The following is a 20,302-nucleotide window of genomic DNA, read 5'->3' as shown; positions in this document are numbered from 1 at the left end:
GTGGCCTCATTGATTGAAGCTATCTGGTATCAACCTGTACTTAGTGGAAAAGTACGGGTTGTTTACTGGCTGCTATGGCCATTATTGTGGCCGCTTAGTGCGCTATTTGGTGTAATAAGTCGTCGTAAACGACAGCAATATGCTAACGGTAAAAAAATAGCCTATCGAGCGCCTGTTCCGGTTGTTATTGTCGGTAATATTACCGCAGGTGGTAATGGTAAAACGCCCGTTGTGGTGTGGCTAGTTGAACAACTATTAGCACAAGGATTAAAACCTGGCGTGGTATCGCGTGGATATGGAGGGAAAGCGCCGTATTATCCTTATTTTGTTGAGAGTGATACCAGTACCGATATAGCGGGTGATGAGCCTGTACTCATTCGCCGTCGAACTGGTGTGCCTGTTGCCGTTGCACCAGTGCGCAGTGAAGCGGTAAAATTACTTTTGAAACATGATGTTGATGTCATTATTACCGATGATGGCTTACAACATTATGCTCTTGCCCGTGATATTGAGTTGGTTGTCATTGATGGTCAACGTCGATTTGGCAATCAACAGTTATTGCCTTTAGGCCCACTACGTGAATCATGTCAGCGATTAACTGAGGTTGATTTTCTTATCTGTAATGGTGGTCAAGCGCACACTAACGAAGCGACGATGCACTTAGCACCATCAGAATTAATTAATATTAAGACTGGTGCTCGTTGTGCTGCAGCATCATTAACCGCAGTTGTAGCGATGGCAGGAATCGGTCACCCGCCACGATTTTTTACGACATTGAATACGCTAGGTGTAAAGCCCATTGTTTGTCAGCCCTTTGCTGATCATCAATCCTTTACACATCAGGCGTTGTTAGATTTAGCCCAACAAGGGCAACACTTAGTAATGACTGAAAAAGATGCGGTAAAATGTTACCCATTTGCTGAGGATAATTGGTGGTATTTGCCTGTTGACGCAGTTATCTCCGAACCACAAGCATCAGCTATTATTAAACGGATTATAGAGGTTAAGGAAAAGTATGGATCACCGTCTGCTTGAAATCGTTGCTTGCCCTGTATGTAAAGGCAAATTGAATTTCGATAAAGAAAATAATGAATTAGTGTGTAAATTTGATCGTCTTGCTTATCCTATTGATGATGGCATTCCAGTTTTACTTGAATCAGATGCACGTACATTAAGTTCTGATGAGGTTAAATAATGGCATTTACCGTTATTATACCAGCGCGCTACCAATCAACCCGTTTACCGGGTAAGCCGTTAGCCGATATTGCTGGTAAACCTATGGTGCAATGGGTGTATGAACAAGCATCTAAATCTGGTGCCGATCAAGTGATTGTAGCAACAGATGATCAGCGTATCGTCGATGTAGTGCAAGGTTTTGGTGGGGAAGTGTGCTTAACGCGTGCTGATCATCAATCAGGCACTGAACGTTTAGCTGAAGTTGTAGCGAAATATCAACTGGCTGATGATCATATTGTGGTGAATGTGCAAGGTGACGAGCCATTGATCCCCGATACGATTATTCGTCAAGTGGCCGACAATATTGCTAACTTTAATGCACCAATGGCAACATTAGCGGTAGAGATTGATCATCATGATGAAATCTTTAATCCCAATGCAGTTAAAGTTGTGACTGATAAAGACGGTTACGCGTTGTATTTTAGCCGTGCAGCTATTCCTTGGGATCGTGATAATTTTGCTCAGCAACCACGTATTGTTCATCATAATTTACTGCGCCATATTGGAATTTATGCTTACCGTGCAGGGTTTATTAATACCTACATTAATTGGCAGCCAAGCCCACTAGAGCACATTGAATCTTTAGAGCAACTTCGCGTGTTGTGGTATGGCGAGAAAATTCATGTTGATGTAGCAATAGACGCACCACCGGCTGGGGTTGATACGCCTGAAGATCTAGAAAAGGTACGTCAGTTGGTTGGCTAATTAGCGTATATGCTTAATACCATATAATAAAAACCGAGTAGAATTTACTCGGTTTTTTTGTCTTCAAATTACGCTATAAACAGAGATTATTCAGCGATTTTTACACGGATACGGCTTTTATCAACCATCATTTCATGAAGTGCTTTCATTGCGCGAGTTGCTTGCTCATCATCAGCCATTTCAACAAATGCAAATCCTTTTGATTTACCTGTCGTTTGGTCTAATACAAGGTTACACGTACTAACCTTGCCAAACTCTTCAAACATTTTATGAATTTGGTTTTCAGTTGTGCTGCGAGAAAGATTACGGATTAAAAGTTTCATGAATTAAATTCTTTATTAAGTAATAAACAATTTATTTTACCATGAAATACAGAAAAGGATGCTGAGATTGGAATGAAATAATCAGATTAACATTATTGTGGACAGGATAATTTTAATAGTTATGCAAAAAGGAATTGTTTTAAAAAAAACGAGCGGCGGTTTAGTGCCGCCGCTCGTTTTATATTAATTGACCAAAAGATGACATTGAAAAACCTATAATGTCTCAGGTTTTACTTTTTCAGCCTGTAAATGTTCAGTTTTTGGGTTTAAAAGCTTGCTTGTAATACGTTGCCATAATTGGCCTAAACGTTCATGTTCAACAATTTCCATTTGCGTTAAATAGGTTGAATCAGGCACGAAACTGCGCATTTGATTACTGGCTCTAAAGTTAGTTGGTGCAACAATTGGTTGCAATCCAGCTTGGTGGAAATAGTAAACCGCGCGTGACATTTGACTGGCTGATGTTACTAAGATCATATTTTTATTTTTAACGACATCAGCAGCTTGGAAAGCTTCTTCTTTGGTATCTTTAGTGGATTCAAATAATATAATATCACGCTTATCAACACCCAATGCCACTGCAAGGTGAGCCATTAATCGAGCATGGCTGATACCATGAGAAGCAATGCCACCGTAACCTGATAAAATCAGTTTAGCGCCAGGGTACATGCGGAAAATTCGAATGCCTTCAACCAGCCGTGTAATTGCAGTTGGTGATAATTCTGAGGTAATCGGGAAAGTTTTATCAATGACTTGACCACTACCTAATACCATTACGTAGCTAATAGGCTTAGTTGTACTCACAAAGGCTGGGTTCTCTTGTTCCAGCGGCCGTAATAGTGCGGTGGTTAATGGTTGGAAAGAACATAAAAAGATACCTATTAAAGATACACTAACCAAAATAGAGGCCAATTTCTTTTGGCGTGTAAACCACAGTACACATAGACCGATAACACCCACCAATAATAGAAACGGCAGTGGCATCAGCAGCGCAGAGATGATTTTTTTAAGTATAAACATAGTATGTCGTCCGAAATTTCAGCAGTTGAGCAATAAAACCGATCACAAGCCTTTATTCCTTTACCGCTTGTGAGAAAATAAGTCACATTCTAGAGTCGCTATCATAACGTAAATGAGCCATGAAAAAAGACCGAAATTTTGACGATTTGGCGAAAAAGTTCGCTGAAAATATTTATGGCACAGCGAAAGGCCAAATACGACAAACCGTTGTTTGGCAAGATATTGAATATATATTGGAACAATTGAATGCTGATGCATCGCTGCAAGTTTTAGATGCTGGTGGTGGTATTGGCCAGATCTCTCAAAAAATAGCAGCGCTTGGTCATCAAGTGACGTTATGTGATCTTTCTAGCGAAATGTTGACATTAGCTGCACAAGAAATTGCTAAAAACGGTTTAGTTGAGCAATATCGGTTAGTGCATTCACCAGTACAAGAAATCAATCAGCACATTGAAGCACCCGTTGATTTAATTCTTTTCCATGCAGTGATGGAATGGTTGGTTGATCCTATAGCAACATTGGCTGGCTTATTAGATAACGTAAAACCCGGTGGTGTTATTTCGGTCATGTTTTATAACTATAACGGGTTATTGTTTAAGAATTTGATTTGTGGAAATTTGACTCACATAGAACAAGGCATGCCACACCGTAAACGGTTTAAGCTACAACCTCAGCAAGGTATCAAACCTGATGAAGTATATCAGTGTTTAACAGAGGCTGGGTTTGACATAATGGGGAAAACCGGCGTACGCACATTCCATGACTACATGCAGCATGATCGAATGGGTGATTATACTTTTGAGCAAGTTCTTGATATGGAGCAAAAGCTTTGTCGTCAGGAACCGTTTTTGTCGTTAGGGCGTTATATTCACGTGTATGCGCGAAAGCCTATTACTGAAGTAATACCGCCATTAACAACAAATTTAAATGATAGTAATAAGGACAAGGGATGAGTGACGTTACCCAGACTGTTCCTGAGTTGGTAAATTGGGTTAAAAATAATGAGTTTGCCCTTAATTTACCCACTGAACGGCTGGCGTTCTTGCTAGCGATTGCGATATTAAGTGGCGATCGCTTTGATGAAGAACTCGGGGAAGGTGAGTTGGTTGATGCATTTCGCATTGTGAGCGATATGTTCGGCCAAACCAAGGAAACCCTAGCTTTTCGTGCCAATAACGCCATAAATGAATTGGTAAGACAGCGGCTAATCTCACGCTTTACCAGTGAGGTGACTGACGGTACTAGCATTTATCGATTAAGTCCGTTAGCGCTTGGTATTACGGATTATTACGTGCGGCAACGTGAGTTTTCAACGCTAAAGCTATCTATTCAATTAGCAATGGTAGCGGATGAGATTAATAAGGCAGCGACAGCAGCACAAGAAGGCGGTGATGAGAAGCATTGGCGCAATAATGTGCATGCAGTCTTAAAATACTCAGTGGCTGAAATATTTGACCGCATTGATTTAAACCAGCGTGCAATGGATGAGCAGCAGCAACAAGTTAAGCTCGATATCGCCGAATTATTAAATCAAGACTGGCAAGCAGCGATCAGTAGTTGTGAAGCATTGCTTGATGAAACATCATCGACCTTGCGTGAATTGCAAGATACATTGCAAGCGGCAGGTGATCAACTTCAAAGTCAACTACTCGCGATTCAAGAAGCCACCCAAGGGCATGATGATCTCGACTTCGTTGATGGTATGGTTTATATCCTGCAAATGAAGCTAGATCGCATTATAAGTTGGGGTCAGCAAACTATCGATTTATGGATCGGCTATGATCGCCATGTGCATAAATTTATTCGTACTGCGATTGATATGGATAAAAACCGTGCCTTTAGTCAACGGTTACGTCAATCGGTTACCGATTACTTTGATGCACCTTGGTTACTTACATTTGCAGATGCCGAACGTTTACTTGATATGCGTGATGAAACGCTAACGTTACGCGATGATGAAGTTACAGGTATTGTTCCTGGTGAGATGGAATTTGAAGAGCTCGATTTGGTTAATGATCAGCTAGCTGAAAAAGTTGGTTTGATGTTAAAGGCCCATAAAGCGACGGGTGCACCGATTAATTTGAGTGCGTTACTTAAAGACTATTTGTCACAACATCCGTATGCACAACATTTTGATTTAGCACGGATTGTGATAGATCAGGCCGTAAGAATGGGGTATTCCGAAGCTGATTTCAATGCCATTCAGCCTGATTGGGAAGCAATTAACGAATACGGAGCTAAGGTACAAGCCCATGTCATTGACAAATATTGAAGAATTTATGCCGGAAAAGTTGGCAAAAGCGATTGCTAACCCACTTTTCCCTGCACTAGATAACGCCTTGCGTTCTGGTCGCCATGTTTCAAGTGAAGATTTAGATAACCACGCTTACTTAATTGAGTTTGAGAAAGAATTAGCGATGTTTTATCGTCGTTACAATGCTGAATTAGTACGTGCACCAGAAGGCTTTTTATACTTACGTCCTCGTTCAACGTCACTGATTGGACGTTCAGTATTGTCTGAAATTGACATGCTGGTTGGTAAGGTATTGTGTTTTCTTTACCTTAGCCCAGAGCGTTTAGCACACGAGGGTATCTTCACCAATCAAGAGCTATTTGACGAGCTATTAGTATTAGCTGATGAGCAAAAGCTTATGAAACTAGTCACTAACCGCGCTTCAGGTTCTGATCTTGATCGTGAAAAGTTGTTTGATAAAGTAAAAACCTCATTACGCCGTTTACGTCGCCTTGGAATGCTTATTCCAATTGGTGAGAATGGTAAATTCCGTATCAGCGAATCGGTATTCCGCTTTGGTGCTGATGTTCGTACTGGCGATGATGTGCGTGAAGCACAGTTACGATTGATTCGTGACGGTGAAGCCGTAGTGCATCAGCAACCGTCAAGTCAATCAAGTTTGCTTGATGACGTTGACACTAACAATCAAGAAGAGCTTGAAATGCAACAAGATGTAGAGCAAGCGGTACAGGAGAGTAGTATTTAATGGAACGCGGCAAGTATCAATCGCTCACCATGGTTAACTGGAACGGCTTTTTTGCACGTACCTTTGATATTGATAACCTGGTGACAACGCTTTCAGGCGGTAACGGTGCGGGTAAATCTACTACAATGGCGGCGTTTATCACGACATTGATTCCTGATCAAAGTTTACTTCACTTTCGTAACACCACCGAAGCCGGTAGCTCAAATGCATCACGCGATAAAGGCCTGCATGGTAAATTAAAACCAGGCGCCTGTTACGCGGCACTTGATGTGGTTAACTCAAAGCAACAACGTATTGTTTTTGCTGTTAAATTACAGCAAGTTGCTGGCCGTGATAAGAAGGTGGATATCAAACCATTTTTAATTCAAGGCTTACCGTCACATATCAAGCCCGCTGAAATCTTAGTTGAAACGATTTCAGATAATCAAGCGCGTGTACGTCAGCTTAATGATGTTAAAGATCTTGTTAGCCAATACGAAGGAGTGCAGTTTAAAACATTTAACTCGGTAACAGATTACCATGTACAAATGTTTGAGATGGGTGTACTGCCAAAGAAATTACGTAATAGCCAAGATCGTTCAAAGTTCTATCGTTTAATTGAAGCCTCTTTATATGGTGGTATTTCAAGTGCGATCACCCGTTCATTACGTGATTATTTATTACCGCATAATTCAGGGGTAAAAAAAGCCTTCCAAGATATGGAAGCAGCGTTGCGTGAAAACCGCATGACGTTGGAAGCAATTAAATTAACCCAAAGTGATCGAGACCTATTTAAGCATTTAATCTCAGAAGCAACTAACTATGTAGCTGCCGATTATATGCGCCATGCTAATGAGCGTCAGCAGAAGCTAGAGCAAACCCTACGTTTACGTGGTGAGCTAATGGGTTCGCGCCAAAGCTTGATTGATCAGCAATCATCGTTAAATAACATGAACGCTGAGTTAGCAGAATTAGCCGATCAAGAAACGGCGCTTGAGCAAGATCACCAATCAGCATCTGATCACTTACAACTAGTGCAAGCCGCGGTTCGTCAAGCTGAAAAAATTGCACGTTATAAAGAAGATCTTGAAGAGCTGACTGAGCGTCTTGAAGAGCAAGTGATGGTGGTTGAAGAGGCCGCTGAACAACTGGCTATTGCTGAAGAACAATCACAACTTACTGAAGAAGAAGTTGATAGCCTAAAAACCCAATTAGCCGATTATCAGCAAGCACTTGATATGCAGCAAACCCGTGCACTGCAATATCAACAAGCATTACAAGCATTAGAAAAGGCACGCCAATTATCAGGCGATCCACAAATGCTGGCTGATCAAGCACCACCGTATCTTTCGCAGCTTAAACAGCAGCAAGAGCAACAAACGACCGCGTTATTAGCATTAAAACACAAGCTTGATATGTCATCAGCTGCCGCGCAGCAGTTTGAAAAAGGCTTAGCGATTGTTACGACGATTGCCGGTGCCGTTGATCGTACCAATGCGAGTGATAAAGCACGTCAATTGATTGAACATGGCCGTCAATTACGATCAGTATCTGAACGTGGCGAACAGCTTAAAGCGCAATATCGCGATTTAGAGCGCAGTGTTCGTAGCCAGCGTCAAGCGATTGAACTTGCCGAAACTTACGCTAAAAAGTTTGCGACCACTATTGATGGTGAGTTGGCATTAGCCGAAGAGCAAGCGCGGCATGAAGCAACCTTAGAAAGCTTAGAGCAAGATCAAGCAAGCTTAGTTGAACAGCGCAACGATATGCGTCATAACGAGCAAGGATTGGCAGCACGTATTACAGCATTAGAAGCTTCTGCTCCAGCGTGGATTGCAGCGTCAGATGCATTAGAGACACTTTCTGATCAAGCTAATGTTGAGTTAACTAGCAGCCAAGCTGTTATGGATGCGATGCAAGCAACACTTGATAATGAACGTCAAGTGTCAGCTAAACGCGACCAGTTAGCGCAACAAAAGCAAACCTTAGAGCAAGACATTGAACGCTTAGCACAGCCAGGCGGTAGTGATGATTCAGGTTTACGTGCGCTAGCTGATACTCTTGGCGGCACCATGTTATCTGAAATTTATGATGACATTACCCTTGCTGATGCACCATATTTCAGTGCGATGTATGGTCCGTCGCGTCATGCAATTGTGGTTCCTGATTTAAGTGGCATCAAGGACAAGCTAATTGCTTTAGATGATTGCCCTGATGATTTGTATATCATTGAAGGCGATGCTGATTCATTTGATGACAGTGGTTTTGATGTTGATGAGCTTGAGAATGCTGTTTGTGTTCATCTAAATGATCGCCAACTGCGTTATTCTCGTTTTCCGAAAGTACCATTATTTGGTCGTGCAGCGCGTGAGCAACGATTAGAGTTTTTACGTGATGAACGCGATCAAGTGGTTGAAGATCACGCTAAAGCAGCGTTTGATTCCCAAAAGCTGCAGCGTTTATACCAAAGCTTTAATAGTTTTGTTGCTACCCATATGGCGATTGCATTTAATGCTGATCCAGAAGTTGAACTGAAACAAGCACGTGATCAACGTAATCAGATCATGCGTCAGTTAGCAGAATCACAAGCACAAGAGCAACAGCAACGCGGTCAATTAGCAGCTGCGCGTGAAGGTTTAACCTTATTGGGTAAATTAAACCCTGTGGTGACCTTGCTTGAAGATGAAACGCTAACAGCACGTTTTGCTGAGGTTGAACAGCAATTATCGCAAATGGACGAAGCGCGTAACTACCTTGATCGTTACGGTAAAGCATTAACTGAACTTGAAGGTTTAGTGTCAGCACTTGATGCTGATCCAGAGCAGTTTGATGCATTACAAGCTAATTACGAAGCTGCCGATCAAAAACTGCAACAACTTAAAACTCTGATTTTTGCAGTTGCAGATTTAGCTGAACGTCGTCATCACTTTAGTTATGCCGATTCAGTCGAGCTATTGAATAAAAGTTCAGAGCTTAATGAGCAGTTAAAACTAAAACTTGCGACAGCTGAGCAACAACGTAATAGTGCTCGCGCGAGCTTGAAGCAGTCACGTGCACAGGCGAACCAGTATAATCAGTTGATGGCATCACTGAAAAGTTCGCATCAAGCCAAGAATGAAACCGTACTTGAATTTGAACGTGAGTTGCAAGAGCTAGGTGTACGTGCTGATGTTGAAGCTGAAGAGCGCGCATTAGTTCGTCGCAATGAGCTCAATGAACGTTTACACAGTTCTCGTAACCGCCGTAGTATGCTTGAAAAATCAACTACCTCTATTGAGCTTGAAATGAAAGGCTTGATGAAACGTTTACGTAAAGTAGGTAAAGATTACCAAGACTTCCGTAAGCTGGTTGTTAATGCTAAAGCGGGCTGGTGTGCAGTATTGCGTCTTGCGCGTGAAAGTGATGTTGAGCGCCGTTTGCATCGTCGTGAAATGGCCTATATGTCAGCTGACGAACTGCGTTCATTATCAGATAAAGCTTTAGGTGCATTACGTTTAGCTGTCGCTGATAACGAAAATTTACGCGACGCATTACGCGCATCAGAAGATGTAGCTCGTCCTGAGCGTAAGGTATTGTTCTATATCGCGGTATATCAACATCTGCGTGAGCGTATTCGTCACGATATTATTCGTACCGATGATCCGGTTGAAGCCATTGAAGAAATGGAAGTTGAATTGGCACGTTTAACCGAGGAACTTACAGCACGTGAACAACGTTTAGCAATCAGTTCTGATTCGGTAGCGAATATTATTCGTAAGACGATTCAACGTGAACAAAACCGTATTCGAATGCTTAACCAAGGTTTGCAAAATATTGGTTTTGGTCAAGTGCGTGGTGTGCGTCTTAACGTTAAAGTACGTGATACTCACGAATCATTATTGCTTGGATTAATTGATCAAAAAGATCAGCATAATGACTTGTTTGGCAATAATCGTTTAACGTTCTCAGAAGCGATTGCAAAACTGTTCCAACGCTTAAATCCACATATTGATATGGGTCAGCGTTCACCACAAATTCTGGGTGAAGAGTTACTTGATTACCGTAACTACTTAGAGCTGAGTATTGAAGTTAACCGTGGTACCGATGGTTGGTTGCAAGCCGAGTCAGGCGCGTTATCGACAGGTGAAGCGATTGGTACCGGTCAGGCAATTCTGTTAATGGTTGTTCAGAGCTGGGAAGAAGAATCGCGCCGTTTACGTGGTAAAGATATTATTCCTTGTCGACTATTGTTCTTGGATGAAGCGGCACGACTTGATGGTAAATCAATCGCAACCTTGTTTGAGTTATGTGAACGCTTAGACATGCAGTTACTGATTGCGGCACCTGAAAATATCAGTCCAGAGAAGGGTACAACCTATAAACTGGTACGTAAGATTTTCAAAGATCGCGAACACGTACACGTGGTGGGTTTACGCGGCTTTGGCAATAAGCCGAAAGTAGAAATACCAGTACAAACGCTATTGGATATTGAGCCAGTATAAACAATATATATCAGTACACGCTATTGATTATGTGCATAAAGCCAGCAGTGATGCTGGCTTTTTTTATAGCTGTAATTTGAAGTATTAATAAAAAACTAAGGCAGTTATTTGCACTTAGACCGTGAAGGTTAATTATCATTGACTATAATTTTATCATTCAATTGTTATTTGCAAATGGTATATCACTTTTGTAATGAGCACTGAGAGGTTGATTATGGCTAATATTGAGATCACTGAGCAAGAACGAGGTCGCTATGAATGGTGGGCCTTTTTATTCATTATTATTCTGTTATTTCCATTGTTATCCATAGCATTAGTGAGTGGTTATGGTTTTACTATCTGGGCGTTACAAGTCTTTATTTTTGGTCCTCCAGGGCATGGTTAGGCATTAGCGTTTCGATGAAATAAGCAACGGAGGGAGAACAATGGTGACGTTCATCAAAAAATTATGGTTAACTTTTTGGCGTCCAGCAGCAAAGATAAGTCTTGGTGTACTTACCCTCGGTGGGTTTATTTCAGGTGTTATCTTTTGGGGTGGTTTTAATACAGCGCTTGAAGTTACCAACACTGAAAAGTTTTGTATTAGTTGTCACTCAATGCGCGATACCGTCTATCCAGAATTACAAGGTACCATCCATTGGGAAAATAATGCAGGTGTAAGGGCAACGTGTCCTGATTGTCATGTACCACATAATTGGACCGATAAAATTGCCCGTAAGATGCAGGCCAGTAAAGAAGTCTTTGGTGCAATTATTGGTTCTATAGATACGCCAGAAAAATTTGAAGCGAAGCGATTAGAACTGGCTCAACATGAGTGGAAACGTTTTGCGGCTAATGGGTCGTTAGAATGTAAGAGTTGCCACAGCTATGCCAGCATGAAATGGGATGAAATGTCACCACGAGCACAGGCACAAATGAAACAAGCAGCAGCGAAAGATCAAAGTTGTATTGATTGTCATAAAGGTATTGCACACCATTTACCTGCTGATATGGCTTCGTCTGGTGGTATTGTCTCTGAACTGACTGCTGCATCACATAGTACCGATTACTCCAGCGGCAATACTTATTACAGCGTACAGTTTTTACCTCTTTATGAAGATGAAGCAAAAACCAAAGACGGGGGGTCTTTAGAGCCCGCATCAGCGGTGAAAGTGGTGGCGATTAAAGACGATATGCTGCAAATTGAACTAAATGGTTGGCGTAAAGAAAAAGGCTTTGGTCGAGTGATTAATCAAGATTTCGGAATGAATATACCTACCGCAGCATTGAGTAAAAACGCCGCACAAAGTGCCGATATTGTAAAAGGCTTTGAACAAAAAGAAGATGATGTTACAGGACTAAAATGGCAACAAGTGACTGCCACACTATGGGTCGAGAAAAAGAACTTTGTCAGCGATATAAATACCGTTTGGACCGCAGCAAAATCAGCATATAACACCAATTGTAGCGTATGTCATACACAGCCAGCAGAAAACCATTTTGACGCAAATACTTGGCCTGGCATGTTTAACGGTATGCTTGCATTTGTGAATTTTGATACTGATAGCGAAGCGATTGTTTTGAAATACCTACAAAACCATTCGTCAGACTTTTCTAAAGCTGAACATTAATCAAACTAAAGGTTGCTAAACAAACATCATGTTCAGCAACCTTTTTAGGTTTTAATCGTGAGGAATTTTTTATGTCACTGAGTCGACGTAAATTTTTGCAAGGCTTGGCAACGACAAGTGCGGCTTCTGTTATTGGCCCTGGGTTGCTGATGCAAGCTGCTAAGGCTGCTGAAGAAGTCACGCAGTCAACAGAGCCGCCGGGTGTATGGAAAGTAACAGGTTCACATTGGGGAGCTTTCAGAGCGCGGATTTATAACGGTCAAGTCGCTGAAATTAAGCCGTTTGAATTAGATAAGCACCCAACTGATATGCTAAACGGTATTAAAGGGATAATTTATAGCCCTTCAAGAATTCGTTATCCGATGGTACGTTTAGACTGGCTAAAGAAAAACAAATACAGTGGTGAAACTCGAGGTAATAATCGTTTTGTTCGAGTAACGTGGGATGAAGCGTTAGATCTTTTCTATCAAGAATTACAACGAATCCAAAAAGATTATGGTCCTTGGGCTCTTCATGCGGGGCAAACAGGCTGGCGTGAAACCGGGCAGTTCCAAAGTTGTACCTCACACATGCAACGTGCGGTGGGTATGCATGGTAACTTTATTAAAAAAGTGGGGGATTACTCGACGGGGGCTGGGCAAACGATCTTACCTTATGTACTCGGTTCTACCGAGGTATATGCGCAAGCAACAACATGGACAACAATCTTAAAAGAGACTAAAACCTTAATCTGGTGGTCTAATGATCCGATCAAAAATAGCCAAGTTGGTTGGCAGTGTGAAACCCATGGCTCTTATGGTTATTACGCCCAATTAAAAGACAAAGTAGCAAAGGGTGAGCTCACCATGATATCTGTCGATCCTGTGATATCGAAAAGCCAAAAATATTTCGGCTGTGAGCACCAATACGTCAATCCCCAAACCGATGTTCCTTTCATGTTAGGTATTGCTCATACCTTGTACAAAGAAAACCTTTACGATAAACAATTTTTAGAAATTTATACCTTAGGCTTCGATGAATTTTTGCCGTATTTACTTGGTACAGGTAAAGATAAAATCGAGAAAACGCCAGAATGGGCTGAAAAAATTTGTGGCGTTAAAGCCGATGACATTCGTAAATTTGCTCGCCGATTAGTAAAAGATCGCACTATGATAATGTTTGGCTGGGCAGTACAGCGCCAGCAACATGGTGAACAGCCGTATTGGATGGGAGCAGTGTTGGCATCCATGCTCGGACAAATTGGGCTACCCGGAGGTGGAATTTCTTATTCTCATTTCTACAGTGGTGTTGGGTTGCCGTTTAGTACCGCAGCAGGGCCGGGTGGTTTTCCTCGCAATGTTGATGAAGGGCAAGAGCCCGTTTGGAATAACAATGATTTCAAAGGTTATAGCGCGGTGATTCCTGTTGCTCGGTGGATTGATTCGATTATGGAACCGGGGAAAAAGATCAAATATAACGGCGGTAATGTCGTATTACCCGATATTAAAATGATGGTATTTAGCGGTTGTAATCCATGGAATCACCATCAACAACGTAATCGAATGAAACAAGCGTTTAGAAAGCTACAAACCGTTATCAATATTGATTATACATGGACGCCAACTTGTCGTTTCTCCGATATCGTATTACCTGCATGTACGCAGTTTGAACGTAATGATCTCGACCAATACGGCACGTATTCCACCTCTGGTGTGTTAGCGATGCATAAATTGGTTGATCCGTTATATCACTCAAAAACAGATTTTCAGATCTTCACTGAACTTACTGAGCGATTTGGTAAAAGTAAGCAATATACGCGTGGCATGACAGAAATGCAGTGGATACAAGAGCTATATAATAACTGTCGTGATGCAAATAAAGATAAAAACCCAATGCCAGAATTTAACGAGTTCTGGCAAAATGGTATCGTTGAATTTAAAACGGATCAAACTTATGTGAGTCACGAAGCATTCCGTAATGATCCTGAAATTAACTCACTGGGAACACCGTCAGGATTTATAGAAATTTATAGCCGTAAAATAGCGCGTTATAACTATGAACATTGCCAAGGCCACCCAATGTGGTTTGAAAAAGAAGAGCGTTCCCATGGCGGGCCGAAATCTAATCAATTTCCATTCTGGCTGCAATCATGCCATCCAAATAAACGCTTACACTCACAAATGTGTGATTCTGAAAAATACCGTAATACCTATGCGGTAAAAGATCATGAGCCTGTTTATATCAACCCTGATGATGCTAAGAAAAAAGGCATTAAAGACGGTGATATTGTACGAGTGTTTAATGATCGCGGCCAGTTATTAGCAGGAGCGGTATTATCGGAAGATTATCCAACAGGTGTAATAAGAATTTACGAAGGGGCATGGTTTGGGCCATTGAATAACGACATTGGTGCAATCGATACTTATGGCGATCCTAATACTGTCACCATTGATATTCCAACTTCACAGTTAGCGCAAGCGACCAGTGCTAATACTGTTGTGGTTGATATTGAAAAATTTACTGGCAAAGTTCCTCCAGTCACTTCGTTCAGTGGTCCTATCTATGTGAGTTAATTAAAAATAGCCGAGTAGAACGTGATCCACCATCAATAATAAAGAGTCACTACGGTGGCTCTTTATTCATTTCTTATACAATTAATAAAGGATAGTAATAAAGAAAAGGATAATTAAAACATGGTTAATAACAGTGAGTTTCCTGAGAGCGATGATTTTTCAGGTGTAAAAAAGCGTGATGTGCCAGAATTCGGACAAGGCGATAGTACCTTGATTGCAGCGGGTGGTGAGGCGGGTGTTCGACAGCTGGTCGCTGATTTTTATTACTATATGGAGCATGAGCCAGAAGCTGCAATAATACGTGCAATGCATAGTGATGATCTTACGCAATCACAGCAAAAGTTAACCACCTTTCTTATTGGCTGGATGGGAGGAGAAGATCGCTATGTTGAACGTTATGGACACATGAACCTTGCCAGTGCTCATCGCCATCTTGATATTGGTTCTACTGAGAAGCAAGCGTGGTTAGCTTGTATGCAAAAAGCGTTAGATGCTCAACCATCTTATGATGAATTATTAAAACGCTTTATTATGGTTCGTTTATCTTTTCCTGCGGAGATGTGTCGAAATCGAAATTAGTTTAATGAGGATGAGCATCTTTATTTAATCAATTCCAAACCGGAATGGATTGCTATCCAAGCTTTCACTATTCTCTGTTTAAAATCACCGTTATTATTCTGCTTTCAAGGTGTTAACTAATAAAAGTGATAGTAAATGGAATTAGGTGTAGATCTACTTGCGATTTTATTTTTAGTGGCATTAGCTGCTGGGTTTATTGATGCGATTGCTGGCGGTGGCGGTATGTTGACAGTCCCTGCGCTATTATCGGTTGGTATTCCTCCAGCTCAAGCATTAGCCACCAATAAATTACAAAGTTCATTTGGTAGCTTTTCAGCATCTTGGTATTTTGTTCGTAATGGACTGGTGAATTTAAAGCAAATGCGGCTAGCGATTGGATGCACATTTGCAGGCTCAGCAACCGGAGCAATACTAGTACAACATATTGATGCGACGATATTAACGAGCCTCATACCGATATTACTGATTTGTATTTCACTGTATTTTTTATTCTCACCCAATACCGGTGCTGGTGGTGGTATACCTAAGTTATCAGAAGCGGCTTTTGCGTTTTCTGTAGGAACAAGTATTGGTTTTTATGATGGTTTTTTTGGCCCAGGTACTGGTTCATTTTTTACTATTTGTTTTGTTGTTATTGCGCAATTAGGGTTAGTTGAAGCAACGGCTCGCACTAAAATTTTAAATTTCACCTCTAATATTGCGGCATTAATCTTATTTATTCTAGCAGGCTTACCAATTTGGAAAGTAGGCCTGATTATGGCTGCTGGTGGCTTTATTGGCGCACGACTAGGTGCGCATATTGTTATTAGTAAAGGCCAGCGTTTCATTCGACCTATGGTGGTCATCATGTCGATGGGAATGGCGATTAAATTGCTGTGGCAACAACATCCGCAATGGTTTCAATTAGGTTTTTAACCCGCGGTGATTTATAACTATTTTGACGATAAATGAGGTTAATAGGGCGAGTGAGTTCGGCTAACTCCTCAAACTCAAAACAGAACTTATCGTCAATTGCTAAGGTTTTGACTATAGACGTTGGTACGAGGGCAGGCGCCATGCCTGCCAATGCTAACTGAGCTGAGGCGGTGTAAGAATCCATCTCCATTAATGGTGTGATGCCATGTTTTTGTAATACTGCTGCTTGGGATATGTTGGACGGATTTTTTAAATCATTCACGACAATCGCTTTAGGCAGTTCAGACAGCGGTTGATTAAATATAACCTTAAACGGCTCATCCATTAAATGCTCTGCAATAAAGTTATAATTTGCTGGCAAATGGCCAGCACAAAAACCAATAGAAGCTTGACCGGATTGAATATTTTCAACAATGACAGGCGTGTGGTGAGTGGTAATTGAAATATACTTATCACGCCGAAAATAATTGCCTAATGCCGAGGCTAAATAGCCTGCAACCAAGGTTTCAGAGCAATCTAACGTAATAATCGTTTGATCGTCTAGATTCTGATGCTCAAAAATTAAGCCGCGAATTTCATTAAAACTTGGGCCAACGTTTTTTATTAGCGCATGGGCATCGGGGGTAAGTTTAATTAATCGACCTGCGGGAATAATCAGTTTGGTCCCTAATGTCGTTTCAAGTTTGGCAATCCGTTTACTCACTGCCGATTGGCTAATATACAATCGGCTGCCAGTACGGCTCATGGTACCTTCTTCAGCTAATACTAATAAGGTTTCAATACCTTCAAGCAACATCGGTTCATTCCATTGATGAAAGAGAGGAATCAATGATACGGAATGATGAGTCAATGGGCTAGATGGACTGAAGAATAGTGTGCTGTGTAGCGTGTTATATTGGTAATAAATTGCTTAGCGGCTATTTAGTCAATACAAATTAGCAAATACAAAAAACCGATCAAGTGATCGGTTTTTTATTATCTGTTGTGAACTATTAATTGTTTATTCGTCCAATTCGCTATTGGTTTTTTCTTGCTTGGTGATGCTGCCGACTTCAAGTAGTGGTGCGACATCAAGGTGTTCAGCGTTCATCATGGTTGAAATGCGTTGCACTGAAGAAAGCAATAATGATTGCTCCCAATCTTCCAAATCTTGGTATTGAGAGATAAAACTATCTTGTAATGGCAGTGGTGCTTTATCAAGTAAGGCCAGTCCTGCTTCCGTAAGGTGTGCATGCACTTTACGTTTATCAAGGATACTACGTTTACGAACAACGAGGCCTCGTTTTTCTAAGCGATCAAGAATAGTCGTAGCTGTTGCTTGACTCATATTAGTGTTGTTAGACAGTTGGCGAATAGTAATTTCGCCTGAACCACGGATTGCACGCATTAATACCAACTGTGGGCCAGTCAGTCCGGCATTCTTATTTAATTTCCTAGAATGTAGATCTATTGCTCGAATAATTTGTCTTAGAGCAATAAGTACTTCTTCGTGCCTATCCATCTAACTCTCCCAATTAAATTTGTACGTAATAACCATATAAAACATCGTGATGTATAGGGTATTTTGATGGGTGAGAGTATACAAGAATTCTTGTCTTTTCATTGCTGTTTATCGGTATCTGATTAAATTTTTTGTAGATAAATGTAATTATAGGCCATTAAGTTCTCGCTTAAGTGTTTCAGTAATGTGCTTATTATACAATATTAATGCAAATGATTATCAATTGTAGGAGTGTTAGTCATTCTCCGTAATCATTAACCAGTGTTCAGACGGTACTGTAAGTTGATGTCTCTATTACTAGACAGTTGAAATTTATTCAAACAGCTATTATTTGGGATAATCATTGGTGCTCAATACCAGCGGCTAAGTTATACCATCGTAATCTAACTTGAAGCGAGTAATCGTTGCTACATATTGTCACTTAATTCCGAAATTATATATTTATCATTAAAAGAGCTAATTATCTTAAATGTTGGCTAATTGTTGTATATTTAAGAATTACGAACATTATCTTCTTCTACATTTAATCATCAAATAAATTTTTATTTGAACTGTTTGAAATGGGTTGCGGAGGTATTTAATGACGGTAGTAAAAGATACTTTGTTAATTGTCATCACGGTATGTGTTAGTTTTTCTTGGCAGATATCCAGCGCCTATTCTCAGCCTATTGTTAGTGACGATAATTTGCGGTCTTTGAATAAAACATCGACTGCTGTACGACCACGAAATATGCTCAATCATGCTCAACAATGGGTCGCAGATGCCAATGCAAATATAACCCGGCTTAGATATACTAAAACCTTAGTTGAGTTATATACATCGACAGGTTTTAGTCAATTTTGGCAAAACGAGCGAACAATTAATGATTTTATTGATCAATTACGAATCATTAGTTTATCTCAAATTAATAAAGAGTTAACAGCAAGATACCATTTACTTATTCAATTACAGCCGCAACGAAATTGGCAACAATATGATGTTGTTGCAATGGATACCTTATTAATTTATCTCAGTTTTATTGAACAATTACAAGGTAAGGGAAAAATGTGGTTATTTGGTGAAAAGACACCATTACAACTTCCAAAACCTAGTCAGACTGTCATTGAAGATATTCTGATGAATTATGAAAATAGACAATTTAATCAATTTATTGTTCGGTTAAAACCACACACGTCCGAATATAAAAAATTAGTGGCATCCATTAATCGACTTGAATCTAATCCGACTTTTAGTTGGCCGGTATTTAGTTTTCAAGGTAACGCTGAGCCAGGTAATGACATCCAATTTATGTCGAGTTTAGTTACAGTACTTGAGCGGTTAGGTGATCTTGCCCCACGGGAAGCCAAGCGTTATCAACAGCAACATAAATCGCGTTATACAGGCAGTTTGGTGTTAGCGGTAAAGCGCTTTCAAGCACGGCATGGTTTAAAGAGTGATGGTATTATTGGCACTCAAACTCAAAAATGGCTTGCATTAAATGTTACTCAGCGAGTACGGATATTAGCATTAAATGCGCAGCGGTTACGGCTATGGTCAACAACTATTTATACTGGTGTCGTTGTTAATATCCCTAATTATTATATGAATTTATGGCTTGATGGTCGTTGGATCATGAACAGTAAAGTGATTGTAGGTCGACCAACACGACAAACACCTATATTTAACTCAAGGATTAATTCAGTGGTATTTAATCCATATTGGAATGTGCCTAATTCCATCACTAAAAGAGATATATTGCCAAAGGTCAGACGCAGTCGCAGTTATTTAAAACGCCATAATTATGAGGTTATTCGTAGCTGGGGAAGTTCTGAGAAAATAAATATCAATTCAATTCCTTATTATCTATTTTCATCAGATAAATTTCCATACCGTTTGCGTCAAAAGCCGGGTAAAAAAAACGCATTAGGGTTATACAAATTTAATATACCTAACACTCAAGCTATTTACCTGCATGATACATCATACCCGGTATTATTTAATAAGCATGATCGTGCACTGAGCTCAGGTTGTGTGCGAGTACTTGAGTCTAAATCACTGGCATTAGCATTATTAGAATATTCTGGAAAAAGTGAATCGCAATTTAATACATATTCTAGAAGTAAAAAAACGCGCACAATTAGACTCAGTAAAAACAAAAAAGTTCCAGTAGAAATTATTTATCAAACAGCATGGATTAATGATGAGGGGGAAGTTAACTATCGATTTGATATTTATGAATATGATAGAAAACAACAAAATATAGTGCCATTAATTTCTGCTTACAATAATAATTGAGTGTAAGTTAATGATATATTAAAAATCGAGATATAAGTTTTATTTTATGTGACTCATGCATTTGACTGTTCTAATAACTGAAGATAATGTTTTGCGACATTGGTATATGAATTGCTTTAGAAATAAA

General features: G+C 40.3%; 17 protein-coding genes. 13 read left to right on the top strand and 4 right to left on the bottom strand.

Annotation, left to right across the window (positions count from 1 at the left end; all coding sequences use genetic code 11):
- The 3 genes from lpxK to kdsB are packed head-to-tail and all read left to right on the top strand — an operon-like array spanning window position 1 to window position 1,941.
- Window positions 1–1,035 carry a tetraacyldisaccharide 4'-kinase gene (lpxK, locus tag PMAL9190_RS02875; protein WP_087843833.1) on the top strand — a complete coding sequence of 345 codons (1,035 nt, stop codon included), beginning with the start codon at window positions 1–3 and terminating at the stop codon, window positions 1,033–1,035.
- Window positions 1,016–1,195, top strand: coding sequence for a Trm112 family protein (locus tag PMAL9190_RS02870; protein ID WP_060996542.1), 180 nt, complete (start codon window positions 1,016–1,018; stop codon window positions 1,193–1,195). Before lpxK ends, PMAL9190_RS02870 begins: the two co-directional genes overlap by 20 nt.
- Window positions 1,195–1,941, top strand: a complete 747-nt coding sequence (kdsB, locus tag PMAL9190_RS02865) for a 3-deoxy-manno-octulosonate cytidylyltransferase (protein WP_087843832.1) — start codon at window positions 1,195–1,197, stop codon at window positions 1,939–1,941. Before PMAL9190_RS02870 ends, kdsB begins: the two co-directional genes overlap by 1 nt.
- 86 nt (window positions 1,942–2,027) lie before the next feature.
- Here kdsB and PMAL9190_RS02860 read toward each other — a convergent pair whose 3' ends face one another.
- Together PMAL9190_RS02860 and elyC are read right to left on the bottom strand one after the other, a co-directional pair.
- Entirely contained in the window at window positions 2,028–2,264 is a 237-nt protein-coding gene (locus PMAL9190_RS02860; RefSeq protein ID WP_087843831.1) for an RNA recognition motif domain-containing protein, read from the bottom strand.
- A gap of 213 nt (window positions 2,265–2,477) precedes the next feature.
- Window positions 2,478–3,284, bottom strand: coding sequence for an envelope biogenesis factor ElyC (gene elyC, locus PMAL9190_RS02855; protein WP_087843830.1), 807 nt, complete (start codon window positions 3,282–3,284; stop codon window positions 2,478–2,480).
- A 119-nt stretch (window positions 3,285–3,403) separates the two neighbouring features.
- Between elyC and cmoM the strand changes: the two genes are divergently transcribed.
- The 9 genes from cmoM to PMAL9190_RS02810 all read left to right on the top strand — a co-directional run bounded on the left by cmoM (window position 3,404) and on the right by PMAL9190_RS02810 (window position 16,399).
- The gene (gene cmoM, locus PMAL9190_RS02850) at window positions 3,404–4,237 is read left to right on the top strand and encodes a tRNA uridine 5-oxyacetic acid(34) methyltransferase CmoM (protein WP_087843829.1); all 834 of its coding nucleotides are present in this window, start codon (window positions 3,404–3,406) and stop codon (window positions 4,235–4,237) included.
- The gene (mukF, locus tag PMAL9190_RS02845) at window positions 4,234–5,556 is read left to right on the top strand and encodes a chromosome partition protein MukF (RefSeq protein WP_087843828.1); all 1,323 of its coding nucleotides are present in this window, start codon (window positions 4,234–4,236) and stop codon (window positions 5,554–5,556) included. Before cmoM ends, mukF begins: the two co-directional genes overlap by 4 nt.
- On the top strand, window positions 5,537–6,283 hold the full coding sequence (gene mukE / locus PMAL9190_RS02840) for a chromosome partition protein MukE (RefSeq protein ID WP_065166199.1): 747 nt from the start codon (window positions 5,537–5,539) through the stop codon (window positions 6,281–6,283). Before mukF ends, mukE begins: the two co-directional genes overlap by 20 nt.
- Window positions 6,283–10,743, top strand: coding sequence for a chromosome partition protein MukB (gene mukB, locus PMAL9190_RS02835; protein WP_087843827.1), 4,461 nt, complete (start codon window positions 6,283–6,285; stop codon window positions 10,741–10,743). The genes mukE and mukB overlap by 1 nt, the downstream gene beginning before the upstream one ends.
- A 214-nt stretch (window positions 10,744–10,957) precedes the next feature.
- Window positions 10,958–11,128 carry a periplasmic nitrate reductase, NapE protein gene (locus PMAL9190_RS02830; protein ID WP_087843826.1) on the top strand — a complete coding sequence of 57 codons (171 nt, stop codon included), beginning with the start codon at window positions 10,958–10,960 and terminating at the stop codon, window positions 11,126–11,128.
- A gap of 40 nt (window positions 11,129–11,168) precedes the next feature.
- Entirely contained in the window at window positions 11,169–12,353 is a 1,185-nt protein-coding gene (gene torC, locus PMAL9190_RS02825; RefSeq protein ID WP_087843825.1) for a pentaheme c-type cytochrome TorC, read from the top strand.
- Window positions 12,354–12,424: 71 nt separating this feature from the next.
- A complete protein-coding gene (torA, locus tag PMAL9190_RS02820) occupies window positions 12,425–14,905 on the top strand; it encodes a trimethylamine-N-oxide reductase TorA (protein ID WP_087843824.1) in 2,481 nt (826 codons plus the stop codon).
- 120 nt (window positions 14,906–15,025) lie between these two features.
- On the top strand, window positions 15,026–15,484 hold the full coding sequence (locus PMAL9190_RS02815; RefSeq protein ID WP_087843823.1) for a group II truncated hemoglobin: 459 nt from the start codon (window positions 15,026–15,028) through the stop codon (window positions 15,482–15,484).
- Between the two features lie 135 nt (window positions 15,485–15,619).
- Complete coding sequence (locus PMAL9190_RS02810; protein ID WP_087843822.1) at window positions 15,620–16,399, top strand: TSUP family transporter; 780 nt, start codon at window positions 15,620–15,622, stop codon at window positions 16,397–16,399.
- Here PMAL9190_RS02810 and PMAL9190_RS02805 read toward each other — a convergent pair.
- The gene (locus PMAL9190_RS02805; protein WP_087843821.1) at window positions 16,350–17,195 is read right to left on the bottom strand and encodes a LysR family transcriptional regulator; all 846 of its coding nucleotides are present in this window, start codon (window positions 17,193–17,195) and stop codon (window positions 16,350–16,352) included. The genes PMAL9190_RS02810 and PMAL9190_RS02805 overlap by 50 nt on opposite strands.
- 204 nt (window positions 17,196–17,399) lie before the next feature.
- Window positions 17,400–17,900 carry a MarR family winged helix-turn-helix transcriptional regulator gene (locus tag PMAL9190_RS02800; RefSeq protein WP_087843820.1) on the bottom strand — a complete coding sequence of 167 codons (501 nt, stop codon included), beginning with the start codon at window positions 17,898–17,900 and terminating at the stop codon, window positions 17,400–17,402.
- A gap of 580 nt (window positions 17,901–18,480) precedes the next feature.
- Between PMAL9190_RS02800 and PMAL9190_RS02795 the strand changes: the two genes are divergently transcribed.
- Window positions 18,481–20,175, top strand: a complete 1,695-nt coding sequence (locus PMAL9190_RS02795; protein WP_087843819.1) for a L,D-transpeptidase family protein — start codon at window positions 18,481–18,483, stop codon at window positions 20,173–20,175.
- Window positions 20,176–20,302: the final 127 nt, after the last annotated feature.

This window comes from Photobacterium malacitanum, from assembly GCF_900185615.1.
GTDB classification, from domain to species: Bacteria; Pseudomonadota; Gammaproteobacteria; order Enterobacterales; family Vibrionaceae; genus Photobacterium; species Photobacterium malacitanum.
Note: the sequence above shows the minus strand (reverse complement) of the source record. Positions and strands in the feature narration are given on the sequence as shown.